12 protein-coding genes are annotated in these 13567 nt (G+C 63.0%); 3 read left to right on the top strand and 9 right to left on the bottom strand.

Annotated features, from left to right (window positions below; genetic code table 11):
* Positions 1 to 16: 16 nt before the first annotated feature.
* From Q0D52_RS07605 to Q0D52_RS07570, 8 genes are all read right to left on the bottom strand, one after another.
* Positions 17 to 1228 carry a PLP-dependent aspartate aminotransferase family protein gene (locus Q0D52_RS07605; RefSeq protein ID WP_294381550.1) on the bottom strand — a complete coding sequence of 404 codons (1212 nt, stop codon included), beginning with the start codon at positions 1226 to 1228 and terminating at the stop codon, positions 17 to 19.
* Between the two features lie 195 nt (positions 1229 to 1423).
* On the bottom strand, positions 1424 to 2869 hold the full coding sequence (locus Q0D52_RS07600) for a M20/M25/M40 family metallo-hydrolase (protein WP_294381547.1): 1446 nt from the start codon (positions 2867 to 2869) through the stop codon (positions 1424 to 1426).
* A complete protein-coding gene (locus Q0D52_RS07595; RefSeq protein ID WP_294381545.1) occupies positions 2869 to 3867 on the bottom strand; it encodes an aldo/keto reductase in 999 nt (332 codons plus the stop codon). Before Q0D52_RS07595 ends, Q0D52_RS07600 begins: the two co-directional genes overlap by 1 nt.
* A gap of 9 nt (positions 3868 to 3876) precedes the next feature.
* Positions 3877 to 4245, bottom strand: coding sequence for a hypothetical protein (locus Q0D52_RS07590; RefSeq protein WP_294381542.1), 369 nt, complete (start codon positions 4243 to 4245; stop codon positions 3877 to 3879).
* 161 nt (positions 4246 to 4406) lie between these two features.
* Entirely contained in the window at positions 4407 to 5270 is an 864-nt protein-coding gene (locus Q0D52_RS07585) for a MetQ/NlpA family ABC transporter substrate-binding protein (RefSeq protein WP_294381540.1), read from the bottom strand.
* Between the two features lie 150 nt (positions 5271 to 5420).
* A complete protein-coding gene (locus Q0D52_RS07580) occupies positions 5421 to 6080 on the bottom strand; it encodes a methionine ABC transporter permease (RefSeq protein ID WP_294381537.1) in 660 nt (219 codons plus the stop codon).
* A gap of 9 nt (positions 6081 to 6089) precedes the next feature.
* Positions 6090 to 7064 (bottom strand): methionine ABC transporter ATP-binding protein, encoded by a 975-nt coding sequence (locus Q0D52_RS07575; RefSeq protein WP_294381534.1) that lies wholly within the window; start codon positions 7062 to 7064, stop codon positions 6090 to 6092.
* Positions 7065 to 7072: 8 nt separating this feature from the next.
* Entirely contained in the window at positions 7073 to 8269 is a 1197-nt protein-coding gene (locus Q0D52_RS07570; RefSeq protein ID WP_294381531.1) for a uroporphyrinogen decarboxylase family protein, read from the bottom strand.
* A 555-nt stretch (positions 8270 to 8824) separates the two neighbouring features.
* On the opposite strand from Q0D52_RS07570, the gene Q0D52_RS07565 reads away from it, so the two are divergent.
* Positions 8825 to 10204 (top strand): MFS transporter, encoded by a 1380-nt coding sequence (locus tag Q0D52_RS07565; protein ID WP_294381529.1) that lies wholly within the window; start codon positions 8825 to 8827, stop codon positions 10202 to 10204.
* Between the two features lie 329 nt (positions 10205 to 10533).
* Here Q0D52_RS07565 and Q0D52_RS07560 read toward each other — a convergent pair whose 3' ends face one another.
* Complete coding sequence (locus Q0D52_RS07560; RefSeq protein WP_294381524.1) at positions 10534 to 11586, bottom strand: AraC family transcriptional regulator; 1053 nt, start codon at positions 11584 to 11586, stop codon at positions 10534 to 10536.
* Between the two features lie 94 nt (positions 11587 to 11680).
* Here Q0D52_RS07560 and Q0D52_RS07555 point away from each other — a divergent pair, with 94 nt between their 5' ends.
* Positions 11681 to 12454 (top strand): energy-coupling factor transporter transmembrane component T, encoded by a 774-nt coding sequence (locus tag Q0D52_RS07555; protein WP_294381522.1) that lies wholly within the window; start codon positions 11681 to 11683, stop codon positions 12452 to 12454.
* Positions 12454 to 13567, top strand: a 1114-nt coding sequence (locus tag Q0D52_RS07550) for an ABC transporter ATP-binding protein (RefSeq protein ID WP_366930335.1), incomplete at its 3' end; no start/stop codon positions are given. The genes Q0D52_RS07555 and Q0D52_RS07550, both read left to right, overlap by 1 nt.

The following is a 13567-nucleotide window of genomic DNA, read 5'->3' as shown; positions in this document are numbered from 1 at the left end:
AGCTTCCCGCCCTGTGCTACGCGAGCGCCTGGTCAAGGTCGGCCAGCAGGTCCTCCACGTCCTCGATGCCCACCGACAGGCGCAGCAGGCGGTCGTCGATGCCCAGCTTGTCCAGCATGGGCGCGGGGATGGCGCCGTGGGTTTGCACGAGCGGGTAGGTGACCAGGCTTTCGGTGCCGCCCAGGCTTTCGGCGAACAGGATGAGCCTTGTGCGCTCGAGCGTGTCCAGCGCGCGCTGATGCGTGTCGGTCTTGAACGATATCATGGCGCCGAAGCCCGTGGTCTGGCGTTTCGACAGCGCGTAGTCGGGATGGTCGGGGTCGCCCACGTAGAACACGTCCGTGACGTGCGGGTTCGCTTTCAGCGCCTCGCAGATGCGCTTGGCGTTGGCCTCCTGCTGGCGCAGGCGCACGCCCAGCGTCTTCAGGCTGCGCAGCATCAGCCAGCTGTCGAAGGGGCTGAGTTGGTTGCCCTCGCTCATGGTGGCGTTGAACAGCGGCTCGAGCAGGCTGTTGTCGCGCAGCACAAGAAAGCCCGACAGCACGTCGTTGTGGCCGCACAGGTACTTCGTCCCGCTGTACACCACCACGTCGGCGCCCAGTTCGAAGGGCTTTTGGAAGTACATGGTAAGGAAGGTGTTGTCCACGGCCAGCACCGCGCCGCGGCTGTGCGCCAGGTTGGCGAGCGCCTGGATGTCGGCGACCTTCATGGTGGGGTTGGTGGGCGTTTCCAGGAACACCAGGCGGGTGTTGGGCGTGAACGCCGCCTCGGCGGCTTGCAGGTCGGCCAGGTCGACGTAGTCGAATTCCAGCCCGTACTGCGCGTAGATGTTGCTGAACAGGCGGTAGGTGCCGCCGTACAGGTCGTCGCTGACGAGCACGCGGTCGCCTGAGCGCAGCAGCTTCAGCAGCGTGGCGATGGCCGCCATGCCGCTGGAGAACGCCATGCATTTCTTCCCGCCCTCCAAAAGCGCGATGGTGTTCTCGAGCTCCAGGCGCGTGGGGTTGCCGCAACGCGAATAGCAGTAGCCGGTTGATTCGCCCCAGGCGGGGTGCGCGAACGTGGCCGACTGGTACAGCGGGTAGCTGATGGACCCGGTGCGCGCATCGATGCCCTCGTATCCGCGCACGGCGATGGAGTCCGCGTGCCAATCGGCGTGTTTTGCCTGGTCGATGCCCAGCAGGCCGTCGATTTCCTGCGCCATGGCCTCGAAGCTCGAGTCGTTCATGAAGTGGCGTCCCTTCCTTCGCTGTTGTGGTGGCGGTAAGCCATACTAGATTTCTAGGGTTTATTTCCAGGTGGATAGTGTACCGGAGATCGGGTGTCGTGCGCGTGAAACAAGATAGCCCAGATATCCGAATTTTCGAACGATGGTTATCAGGGCCGTTAACGCCGCTTGCGAGCCATCCAACGTTCCGATTCGCTAAAGCGTTGCGTCCAGGTAGAGGATGGCTCGCACATAGATGGCGACGGCGTCTTTCAGGCGTTGGATGCGCACCGCCTCGTCGGGGCCGTGCGCGGCCCCGCGGCCGGGTTGATCGGGGAACGGCCCCGGGACATCGTTGCGTCCGGGGCCGAAGCTTATGGCGCCGGGGATCCAGCGCGCATGTGTGGCGCCGCCCATGGCGTATGGTTCGAGCTGCGTGCCCAACCGATCGTTCACGATATCCGTTAGCGCTTCGACCTGTGGCGACGATGCGTCTATAACGTAACCTTCGCTTTGGTCGGCCACGTGCAGCGAAAAGCCCGCAGCGTCTGCCGCGCTTGCGGCGCGGGCGAGCAGCTCCTGCCCCGTCTCGCTAGCGGGATAGCGCATGTTCACGTGCACGCTCAGCACCCCGTCGGCGAAGCGGGCGCCGGTTGCCACGCACGTCGTGTCGCCGAGTTCGACGTCGTGTCGCGCAACGCCGAACTCCGAGCCGTCGTAGCCCGCGAAGGCGCGTGCGATGAACGCCATCGCCTCGCGCACCTGCGGCGATGCGCCTTCCACCTGCGCCGCCCGTGCCGCTGCCAAGGCCACGGCGTTCACGCCCTGTTGGGGGAACGCCGCGTGTGCCGCATGACCTTCGACCGTTTCGCGCACAAGGCCCGATTCGCCGCGTACGGCGAAGGCGGCCCGGTCGGGAACGGTGTTGTGCGACGCGCCTCCTTCGAATGCCGCAAGCGATCCGTCGTCGAAGCGCCTGGTCAGATCGAAGCTTGCGATGCCCTTCTCCGAATAGCACACGGGGAAGTACGCGTCGGAGACAAGGCTGGCCGCCGGTTTCGAGATGCGCGGCACCAGGTACTTGACGTCCTCCATGCCCCGTTCCTCATCGCAGCCGCCGTACAGCACCACGTCGTGGCGCAGCGGCACGTTCTTCTCCCGCAGGTAGCGCAACGCGAACAGCACCGCCGAGAACGGGCCCTTGTTGTCCGACGAGCCGCGCCCGAACAGCCACCCGTCGCGAACGTAGGGCGAGAAGGGGTCGATGCTCCATCCTTGCAAGCCTGCGGGCACAACGTCCAGATGCGAGAAAAACGCGATGTCCCCGGCCTTGGTCGCAAGGTTGGGGACGGTGCCTGCGTCGTCGACGCCTTCGTCTTGCTGGTCGGCCGCACCGATGGAGGCGCAGGGAAGGCGCGCCTCCATGGCGTAATACGCGTGGTTCTCCCAGGCAAGGCCGTAGCTCTCGACAAGATCGCGCGTCGCGTCGATGACGGCGGCGCACCCGGGGCCGAACGGCTGCGCCGCCTTGGGGTCGAAGGGCTCGCCCACGCTGGGCACGCGCACAAGCCGGCTGACGACATCCACCAGCTCGTCCTCGTGCCCGGCGATCCATGCATCCAGCCCCGCAAGCGCCTCGACCGCCGCATCCCCGCAGCTCATCAGGCGCCGATCTTCGACAAAAGCTCGTCGGAGCGGCGGTCGATCTCCGCCAGCGTATCGGCGGACAGCTTCGCGTCCGCCGCCTTCGCCACGGCGTCGACGTGATGGGGCTTGCGCATGCCCACGATGGGGATGGCCCCCTTCGCGATGGAGTACGCCACGGCCAGCTCCGCCAGCGTCAGCCCCGCCGGGGCCGCCACGTCGCGTTCGAGCCCCTGCGCGAACGCGACCGCCTGGTCAAGCGCCGGCTGGCGCCACAACGCGCCGCCGTCCTTGCGGCTTTCGTCGCGCGAAACGTCGTAGCCCAGGCCGATGGTGCCTGCCAGCAGGCCTTTCTCCAGCGGGGAATAGCCGTGCACCGACAGCTCCTTTTCGCGTGCGAACGGAAGGATATCTTGCTCGGGCCCGCGCTCCAGGATGCTGAAATGCCGCTGGATCATGGCGAGGTTCGCGCCGCGATCGAGGAAGCTTTGCGCATAAGCCGTGTCGCAGTTCGACACGCCCAGCGCGCGGACCTTGCCCTCTTTCACGAACTCCTTGAGCACGTCGATGGTCTCCTCGACGGGGGTGAGGAACGGCGGGCAGGCGGGATTGTGCACGTAATAGATGTCGATGTAATCCGTTTGCAGCAGGCGAAGGCTGCGCTCGAGCTCTTGGCGAATGGTGCGGGCGCTCAAGTTGCGCTTCACCGCGTGGCCGTCCCAGGTGAATCGGTAGCTGCCTTCGTCGTCGTCCCACCACAGGCCGCATTTCGTGCTGATCACGGCCTTGTCGCGCCTGCCTTTCAGTGCTCGGCCGAGCACTTCCTCGCTATGCCCGAAGCCGTACACGGGGGCGGTGTCGAAGAAGTTGATCCCCTGGTCGAGCGCGTGCTGCACGGCCTTGATGGACACTTGGTCGTCGGCATCCGGGTAGCGGAACCCGCCGCCGATGCCCATCGCGCCGAACGTGATGGGGCTTGCTTTGATGCCGGTGGCGCCGATCTCAACGTATTCCATGGCCGTGCCCTAGCCCTGCGCCTTGGCGTCCAGGCGCAGCACGCCGTTGACGCCCACGTTCTCGTCGGAGTGGATCTTGACGATGACCACGCTCGTCACCTTCCCTTCGCCGAAGAACGCGTCGACCGCCTTGCCGACGTTGGCAACCAGCTGGCGCTTCTGCTCGGTGGTCTTATCGGGCGCGGTGTACACGAAAAACGTCAGCTCCGGCTTTTCCTTCTTCGTGAAGCGGCTTGCGGCCAGCGGGTAGAAGTGGATGCTCTTCAGGTTGGACGGCAGGCCGAGCGCGCTGGTCACCGCGTCGCCCACCTTCGCCACGAATTCCTCCTCGTGCTGCTGCTCGACCTGTGCGTTGCCCGTGATGATGACTGTTGCCATGATGGTTACCGTGCCTTTCGCTCGATTCGGCCAGCGTCGCTTCGCTTGACCGTGTTTTTCTTGTTCTTAAAGCCCCACCGCCCACCTGGGCCGATGAGGCGCCCGCTCAAAAGCGGTCGGGTTGCCGCGCGCCGCGATACGTCGCGCGGCGGGATGCGCGCTTAGCGCGTCTTGGCCGCCTTGGCGCCCTTGTAGGTCTCTTGCAGGAAGTCGGAGAACTCCTGGGTATGGAACGCGTTGTCGACGTCCTGCAGCCATTGCGGCGCCGCGTTGCCGACTTCGGGGGTGACCACCAGGATGGTGCCGCCGGCGGCCTCGTAGGCCTCGGGCTCCTCCTTGGCCAGCGCCGTCTCCACCGACAGGTCCGGATCGTTCATCTGATACACCGTGATGGAGGGGGCCACCATGGCGTCCGCGTCGGGCAGCGCGCCCACGCGGCTGCGGGGATCCACCTCCACGATCTCCAGGTTCTTGGGGTTCTCCACGATGTCGAAGGTGGTGGGAAGGTCAACGCCCTCGGTCAGCTTCAGCAAGCCCGCGTTCTCAAGCAGCTTCAGCTCGCGGGCGCGGTTGGCGTTGTCGTTGGCCACAAGGATCTTCGCGCCCTCGGGCAGATCGTCGAGCGTCTTGTGCTTCTTCGACACCAGGATGTCGATGGTGTAGAACACCGCATCGCCGTAGGTCTGCAGGTTCGTGCCCTTCGACTGGTTCCATGCGGTCAAGTACGGCACGTTCTGGAAGTAGTTCGCTTGCACGCTGCCGTCGAGCGTCGCCTCGTTGATGGCGTTGTTGTCGCCGAACACCTTCGGCTCGATGGTGTACTTGTCGGCCAGCTTCTCGGCGATGAAGCGCACGTCGGGCTCCTCACGCGCCAGGCACGCGATCACGATGGTGTCGGGCGCGGCGTCGCCGCTGGATGCGGTCGTCGACGAGCAGCCTGCCAGCAAACCGCCGGAAAGCGCCGTCATCGCGGCTACCGCCGAGATGCTCAAAAACGAACGTCGGGTGAGATATCGATGCTGCATGATAGGGTCCTTCCCCTCTCGTAAGGCTTCCGCCTTGCCGTTAAAACCTTTTTTCGAATGCCGTTTCCCCCGTTGTCGGGCGCGTTCGTTCTGCGGCGCGCGGCCAGGGGGCGATTGCCCGGGCCCGGCGGCGCGCCATGGCGGGTGCGGCTATTTGATGCGCAGGTACAGCTTGTTGCCTGCGAGTTGGATGATCTGCACGAGCACCACCAAGATGAGCACCGTGCTGTACATGATCTCGTCGTTGAAGTTCTGGTAGCCGTACGTCAGGGCGATGGCGCCCAGGCCGCCGGCGCCCACGACGCCCGCCATGGCCGAGCATCCCAGGATCGACACCGTGCCCAGCGTGATGTTGGACACCAGCGAAGGCACCGATTCCCCCACGATGACGTTCCAGGCGATGCGCCAGTTCGGGGCGCCGAACGATTTCGCCGCCTCGATCAGGCCCGGGTCGACTTCGCGGAACGAGCTTTCCAGCAAGCGCGCGATTAGCGGAGCGCAGGCCACGGTGATGGCGAAGATGGCCGCCTTCGGCCCGATGACCGTCCCGAACAGGAAGCGCGACACGGGCATGATGGCGATCATCAGGATGATGAAGGGGAACGAGCGCAGCACGTTGATGACGAAATCGAGCACGCGGTACAGGGGGACGCACGGTCGCAAGCCCTTCGGCGATGTGATGACCAGCACCAACGCCAGTAAAAACCCGATGGCCACCGAGAAGATGAAACCGAACAGCACCATCTCGAGCGTCTGCCAGATACCCGGCACGATGATCCGGTTGATAATCACATCCCAGCTGAATCCCATAGCAACCGCCTACCTTTCCCCGCCGTCAAGGCGTTCCCACGTAGCGGACGGCTCTTTCTCGAAGAAGCCTTCGAGCGCGTCGCGCTGCTCGTCGGGCACCGCCACCACATAGCTGCCGGCCATTTGGCCGCGATACGAATCCAAACCGCCCCAGACCACGCGGAACTGCACGCCCGAGCCGATGGCCAGGCGGGACAGCAGCGTCTCGTCGTCCACGCATTGCGCGATCAGATACGCCGTTTCACCAGGGGCGGCGGTGAACCCGTGCGTTTTGCCGATAACCGGCTCGAGCTTGTCGGAGTGCATGAGGAACAGCTCCTTCACGTCCCCGGTGTAGACGACCGACCCGTGGTCGAGGATGGCGGCTTTGTCGCACACCTCCTTCACTACCGACATGGCATGCGTGACCACCACGATGGTGATGCCCAGCTCGCGGTTGATGTCGCGCAAAAGCTTGAGGATCGAGCGGGTGATGTTGGGGTCCAGGGCGCTGGTGGCCTCGTCGCACAGCAGGATCGAGGGGTTCATGGTAAGCGCACGGGCGATGGCGACGCGCTGCTTCTGGCCGCCGGAAAGCTCGCGTGGGCGCACCTTGCCCTTGTCGGCAAGGCCCACAAGCTCCAAAAGCTCGGCGGTGCGCGCCGCGCGCTTGTCCTTGGGGATGCCGAAGCACTTCATGGGGAAGGCGATGTTCTCTTCGACCGTCTTGCGCTCCAGCAGGCTGAAGTGCTGGAAGATCATGCCCACGTTCTTGCGGAACAGGCGCAGGTCGCGTTCGGAGAGCTTGCCCACGTCGGTGCCGTCGACCTCCAGCTTGCCCTCATCGAACGACTCCAGGCCGTTGATGCAGCGCAAAAGCGTGGATTTCCCGGCGCCGCTGACGCCTACCAAGCCGTAGATCTCGCCGTCCTCGATGGTGATGTCCACGCCTTTGAGCACCGGTGCGTCGCCGTAGCTCTTGCGCAGTCCTTGGATGCTGATCATGACGATCCCTACCTGCGGCCTGCGACTTCGGCTATCTGGCCGAACAGCCAGCTGTCGCGGTCGAGCGGCAGCGTGCAGCCCGGACCGAACACGAACGCGCCGCCGTCGTTTTGCGCAAGCGCGCGCTCGAGCCTGGCGCTTAGACGTTCGCGCACCTCGGCCGCCGTGCCGTCGAAGTCGCGGTGCTGGTCGATGCCGGCGATAAGCACCTTGTCCGTTTTGGCACGCAGCTCCGCGATGGACGCGGCGCCCTCCACCGGGGCCTCGCTTTCCCAGTTCAGCGCGTTGAAGTTGTCGAAGGGGAGCAGGTCGTCGAAGTACAGGCCCGCATCGCCGTGGACGTGCAGCATGTTGAACCATGTGCGGCCGGCAAGCTGATCGTCGGTGCGTTTGACGTAGGGAAGCACGAAGCGTGCGTGCTGCTCGGGCGTGAGCAGCTGCGACGTGCTGAACTTCACGGAGTAGAAGATGCCGTCGATGCCTGCATCGATGAGGCGCTCCAGGAAACGCTCGTTGGTTTCCTGGATGGCTTCGAGCGCGTGCTCGAGTGCGGCCGGGTCCTCCTCTATGAGCTTGAGCACGTAACGCGGATCGAGCGGCGTGCTGAGCTCCTGGACCCAGCTGATGGGGTCGAACAGCGTTGCGAGCACCGGCTTGCGGCCACGATAGTGCTCCACCAAGCGGCGCGCGACCTCGACTTCGCGGTCCAAGATGCCGGTGGTCGGGTCGAGCACGGGCAGCTGCGCGGCATCTTGCGCGCTGGCTATCGGATGGCTGCTGAACGGGCCGTCCCACGACTCGGGGTCTGTCGACCATCGATATCCGGCGCCATAGGCGATGGGCAGGTAGTTGCCATTGACCATGACCTTTACCAGGTCCCAGCGAAGCTCTGCGGTGCTGCGCTCGGTCTCGGCGATGAACTCATCGGGGTCGGCGTCGGCCAGGGGGAAGTGGAACCATCCGGCCACGGGAACCTGGTTGCCAAGGCGCTTCGTCTGCGTTAGCTGCTTCAGCAGGTCATAGCTGTTCGTTCCCGCGTTCTCGGCGACCTCGGCAGCCAAAGCCGACGGCGCGGCGGCGGTGGGGTCGGACAGCCATTCGGCAGGGTTGGCGGCAGGAGCCGGCTGCGCGGGCAACGTCTGGGATGCCGCGGCATGCCCGGTTTGGATGGCCCGATCTGCGTGGTTTTGCTCGTTGGTGGTCATGCGACATTCCTTTCTCGTCTTGTATGCCTGGTAATACTACAGGAATGGTAGGCAATGTAAAGAAGGGAATTTATGCCACGCATATGGGAATACTAGGTAATTGGTTATCGGATGGGATGATAGCGGAGAATCAGGATGGGGAGGGATGGTGCGGCGGCAGCAAGGGGGTATGCGGCAGAAGGGTCTGCAGTGCTGCGCCATAGGCTGATCGCGAACGCGGCTCGAAGCTGGCCCTGTCGCCTTCCCGGGTAGTCGGCGAAGCGGCGGGGCGGGCCTCGGATGTGACGGCTTTGTGTCTTGTGCTTTCCGCATTGCGCCGAAATGCGTCCAAACTCAAAGCAAAGTAGTATGATTTGGCGCCGTAGAACGATAGGTGTTACGAAACAGGCTCTTTGGCGTTGCCCGAAGCGATCCTTCGGCCATCGGCAAGGAGCCCGCAACCAAGAACGATGAATCCGCTCGTCGGCTGCACGCTAACCGCATTGTTGTTAGCCGTGCATGCCCTCGTGCGGATTTTTTTGTTCCCGGTTGCAGGGAGAAGCAGAAGGGAAAACCATGTCGCAAGCAGACGAAACTGCGTCATGCGGGCAGATGGGCGAAGGCGTCGACCGCGCCGCGCAGCTCATGCATCGCATGGACGCCACGCAACCGACGGCTACGTTCAAGAAGGTGATGGCGCTGACCTCGGCCGGCGTGTTCGTGGACGCCATGGACGTCTACCTGGCAGGCGGCGTGAAGAGCACGCTGGCCGAAACCGGGTTCGCCACCAACGAGCAGACCGCCGCGTTTCTGTCGGCAGGCTTTCTGGGCCTGTTCATCGGCTCGCTGATCGCCGGTCTTATCGGCGACAAGCTCGGGCGTCGCAAGGCGTTCCAGTTCAACCTGCTGCTGTTCGGCTTCGCCACCATCTTGGGCGCGCTTTCCCCGAACATGACGTTCATGATAGCCATGCGCTTCTTCGTGGGCTTGGGCCTGGGGTCGGAGTTGGTGACCAGCTTCAGCATGATCAACGAGTTCGCGCCCGTCGCGCGCCGCGGCCGTTGGTGCGCCATCGGCTCGACCATCGCCAACTGCGGCTCGCCCATCGGCATGTTCCTGTGCCTGTTCTTCATCACCATTTGGAGCCCGCTTGGGCAGGAATCGTGGCGTCTGGTGTTCGCGGTCATCGGCGTGGCGGCCATCATCGTGTGCATCGCGCGCCAGGCGATGCCGGAAAGCCCGCGCTGGCTCATCCAGCACGGCCGCTTCGATGAGGCGGAGGGCATCATCTCCCGTATCGAGCGCGAAATGGCGGATGCTGGCATTTCGCCCGCTGAACAGGTGGTATTCGAGAAGAGCGCCATGGATTCCGATGCGCATCTGGCGCGCAACCTGTTCCTGGGCATCGTGGTGGTCATCGGCACGTCGCTGACGCAGTACACCTACACCACCTTCGGCCCGTCCATCCTGAAGAACATCGGCCTGGCCACGCAGACCTCGCTGTTGTCCACCACCATCACCATGCTCGCGGCGCCGCTCGGGGCGCTCATCGGCGCGCTGCTCATCGAGAAGCTCGGCCGCCGCGTCGAGGTTTCCGGCGCGTTCATCTGGGTTGCGGTGTTCGCGTTCGCCTACGCCATGGCGCTCAATGCCGGCTCGACGGCGCTCATCACCGTGCTGGGCTTTTTGATGACCATCGGCTTCTACGTGCTGAACGCGTCGGTGATCAGCGTGTACGTGGGCGAGCTGTTCTCCACCAGGTACCGCTTCCGCGGCGCGGGAATCTCGCAGGGCGCCGGCAAGGCCGTCAACGTGGTCATGCCGTTCGCCGTCACGTGGATTTTGACGAACCTGCAGCCCAACGTCATCTACTTCGGCATCGTGGCCATCGCGCTGGTGGCGGCGGCCGTCACGCTGGCAATCGGCCCCGAGACCAAGTCGCGCCGCTTGGGATAGCGAATCGGCGAGCCGGCGGGTTGGCGGCTGCGTATGCGGCTCGGCTGGTGTGCCGGCGTGCTGGCGGCTGCGTATTCCAACCACTCGTTTAACAAATCCAACCAGTAATTTTACATACCCGAAATTACTCGACGAGGTAGCAGAAGAACTTGTCGAAGCAAGAAGGCTGGTTTCCTAAGTCCTTTGTTGGTTAATGGTCCTTCTAACGGGGAGCGTCCTGTTTTGAGCTGCCACCCATTTCTCGTGTCCAAGAAATGGGTGGCAGCTCATTCATCCTCAGAGCGCTCCTTGTCTTTTGTTTGGGGAGCGGGCATCGCTCGATGCTGTTCCTATTCGATTCGTAGTCTTTTGCGATAGGCACGTGGTGTCGTGCCGTAGGCACGCTTGAACGCGTCAGTGAACGCTCCCTGGTTGCGGTAGCCCGCGCTTTTGGCGATTTCGCTGATTTTGCGGCTTTCATCAAGGAGAAGGCGTCGTCCGTGCTCCAGGCGCCGTGCGCGGATGTAGCTTTGCGGGGTGTCCCCCTGCACATTGCGAAACGCCGATATCATCTTCCCCTCGCTTACATGGGCGATGTCGCACAACGTTTTCGTGCTGAGATCGGATGATAAGTTGTCGTCGATGTAGGAGCAGAGGCACTCGACGCAGTCTCTGTCGCTTATGTTCACGGCATCGGCTGACGTGACCCTTTCGGGAATGCTGCTTGCCAGCAGCGCGAGGCATTCAATCACCTTGGCGTGATAATACGAATCGGCGACCGATGCGGCGGGGTAGGTGATGTCGAGCCCTCGAAGCGCCGAGGGCAAGCCGGGCACGCCCTCCGACGTGGTGAGCCGTCCGATGGCGCGGTGCAGTTTCTTCTCATCGCAGTGCAAGGCATCCGCATAGCGGTGTATCGCTTCAGGGGCTATGGTGATCGACGCCGATGACAGCCGCTTGTCGGGCCCGAACGAGCTTATGTAGGGGCCGCCATCCCAGTCATGTCCCATGAGCTTGCAGTTGGATCCAGCGCACTCAGGCGAGCAATACATGGGCATCGCATGCTCATAGAGGCCGAACCCCAGATAGGGAATAGTCTCTATGACTGCCTCCACGGCGCGTTCGTATGTGATGTCCATCGACACGACGATGGTGTCACGGTCCATGAGGTAGAACCAATAAGAGCCCCTGCCGTATCGGGGGTCGACAAACCATGTCTCGCCGACGCTTCGCACCAGGTCGGCCCGTCCGAATCCGCGCGCGAGCGCTTCCTTCGCGCATACGGTGTGTAGCTGCGAAAGCTGCGTGACGAACATGTCGTAAAGCGGGTTTCCCTTTCCTGCGGCGTAGCTTCCGTTTGATTTTTCGGTAGAACTTGAATTCTTTTCGGCGTAGTTTTCCATCTTCCCGTTCCGTCTTCCGCATTGCCTTATCGAGCGGTATTTTATCGTAAATAGTTATAGATGGCTAACTAGTAGGAAGAAGGACGATGATCGCATGGCTCTTTCGATGGGTGCGCCTTTGCCCTTGAACGCAGTAGCGCAGACGCAGCCTTCGACGTCTGCCAACGCTGCACCGCGTCATCTTGACCCGCGTACGTCGCTTGCGGTTCTGGCGGCGATCAACGTGCAGATGGCGCTTATGCAAAGCCTGTTCGCCGAGATGGGCGTTTTGGCGCTTACCGTTGTCGTGATGGCGTATTGCCGTCGCTTCTCCGCGATCGTGCGCTGGCTTGCCTTCTATGCGCTGTTCGCCGTGACGGCGCAGCTGTTCGTGGCGAGCGGGAACACCCTGCTTTCGCCCTTTGCGGCGTCGCTTCTCATGTACCGCCATGTTTTGCCCGCCTTCATGTTCGCTTTCAACATGATCGCAACCACGCGTCTCGGCGAGCTCGCTTGCGCGCTGCAGGCGATGCGCGTTCCCGCGAACGTGTCGGTTGGCGTGTGCGTGGCATTTCGTTTCCTTCCCACCATGGGACGCGAATTCTCCGCCGTCGCCGATGCTATGAAGACGCGCGGTATCGCGCTCACGCCGAGGTCGGTCGTGCGCCATCCTGCGAAGACCGCCGAACATTTCCTTGTGCCCGTGATCGCGCGTTTGGGCCAGATCGCCGACGAACTGGGGAACGCGGTCGTTGTTCGCGGCGTGGGGGCGAGTGCGCACCGCACCTCGTATTACCGCTTAAGGGTGCGCGCTATCGATGTTGCGTGTCTCATCGCTGCGATGGTGCTCCTTGCGCTTTCCGTTTGCTTTAGAGCGGGGGTGCTCTGATGATGGAAAATGCCGCCGCGGCGAAGGCTTCGCCCTATGCTATCGAGCTCGATGGATGCACGTTTTGCTACAAAGGCGCTTCCCGTCCATCGCTTCGTGACGTTTCGCTGAAGATCCCTCGCGGTCAATGCGTTGTTGTGACTGGGCAGTCAGGATGTGGCAAGACAACGCTTACGCGCCTCGTTAATGCGCTTATTCCTCTTATGTACGAAGGGGACCTTCAAGGTGAGGTGCTTGTTACGGGAAAACCCGTTTCCGCATGGACGATGGGCGAGCTTTCCGCGCATGTCGGGTCGGTGTTCCAGAACCCGCGTAGCCAGTTCGTCAATCTCGACGTGACCTCGGAAATCGCTTTCGGATGCGAGAACTTCGGAATCGATCGCGAGGAAATGGTCGAACGTGTGGCGCAGGCAGCGGCAACGCTCGGTATCGAGGGCCTGCTCGGGCGCGGCACCGAGGCGCTTTCCGGCGGGCAGAAGCAGTCGGTTATCCTGGCATCGGCCTATGCGGTGCATCCTGACATCTTCGTGCTTGATGAGCCGACCGCGTCGCTCGATGTGCATGCGATGCGGAATCTTGCGCGCACGGTTGCGCTTCTGAAGAGTCAGGGGAAGACCGTGCTTATCTCCGAGCATCGCCTGTGGTGGCTTGACGGCATCGCAGACCGCTATGTGGTTTTAGATGATGGCGAAGTCATGGGGGACTGGACGGCGGGAGAATTTCTTGCACTGCCGTTCGAAACGAGAAGTGATATGGGACTGCGCGCCGCCTCTCTCTCGGAAATCGATTCGGTTGTGACAATGCGGTCTTTGAGCGATGCGTCCGATTCGACCGTTTCCGGCTTGCCTTCTTGCGGGAAACCCGTCGTACGTATGAGGGGCGTAGTTGCCGGATATCGCGGTGCGCCTGCGGTCTTGAACGGTCTCGATTTCTGCCTCCTTCCGGGTAGCGTCGTCGGTATCGTGGGGCACAACGGGGCTGGGAAAACGACGTTTGCCCGGTGCATGGCCGGCCTTCTCAAGGAAAAGGCGGGGGCGATCGAGGTCGACGACGTGCCGCTTCGCGCAAGGAAACGGGCGGGGCGCGTGTACCTGGTTATGCAAGAACCGGGAT

This window comes from uncultured Senegalimassilia sp. (assembly GCF_934630535.1).
Taxonomy (GTDB): domain Bacteria; phylum Actinomycetota; class Coriobacteriia; order Coriobacteriales; family Eggerthellaceae; genus Senegalimassilia.
This window is presented reverse-complemented; position numbering and strand designations above follow the sequence as displayed.

Excerpts from the sequence above, each read along its gene's own strand:
- Q0D52_RS07605 (WP_294381550.1), bottom strand. The coding sequence starts at position 1,228 with ATGAACGACTCGAGCTTCGAGGCCATGGCGCAGGAAATCGACGGCCTG.
- Q0D52_RS07600 (WP_294381547.1), bottom strand. The coding sequence starts at position 2,869 with ATGAGCTGCGGGGATGCGGCGGTCGAGGCGCTTGCGGGGCTGGATGCA.
- Q0D52_RS07595 (WP_294381545.1), bottom strand. The coding sequence starts at position 3,867 with ATGGAATACGTTGAGATCGGCGCCACCGGCATCAAAGCAAGCCCCATC.
- Q0D52_RS07590 (WP_294381542.1), bottom strand. The coding sequence starts at position 4,245 with ATGGCAACAGTCATCATCACGGGCAACGCACAGGTCGAGCAGCAGCAC.
- Q0D52_RS07585 (WP_294381540.1), bottom strand. The coding sequence starts at position 5,270 with ATGCAGCATCGATATCTCACCCGACGTTCGTTTTTGAGCATCTCGGCG.
- Q0D52_RS07580 (WP_294381537.1), bottom strand. The coding sequence starts at position 6,080 with ATGGGATTCAGCTGGGATGTGATTATCAACCGGATCATCGTGCCGGGT.
- Q0D52_RS07575 (WP_294381534.1), bottom strand. The coding sequence starts at position 7,064 with ATGATCAGCATCCAAGGACTGCGCAAGAGCTACGGCGACGCACCGGTG.
- Q0D52_RS07570 (WP_294381531.1), bottom strand. The coding sequence starts at position 8,269 with ATGACCACCAACGAGCAAAACCACGCAGATCGGGCCATCCAAACCGGG.
- Q0D52_RS07565 (WP_294381529.1), top strand. The coding sequence starts at position 8,825 with ATGTCGCAAGCAGACGAAACTGCGTCATGCGGGCAGATGGGCGAAGGC.
- Q0D52_RS07560 (WP_294381524.1), bottom strand. The coding sequence starts at position 11,586 with ATGGAAAACTACGCCGAAAAGAATTCAAGTTCTACCGAAAAATCAAAC.
- Q0D52_RS07555 (WP_294381522.1), top strand. The coding sequence starts at position 11,681 with ATGGCTCTTTCGATGGGTGCGCCTTTGCCCTTGAACGCAGTAGCGCAG.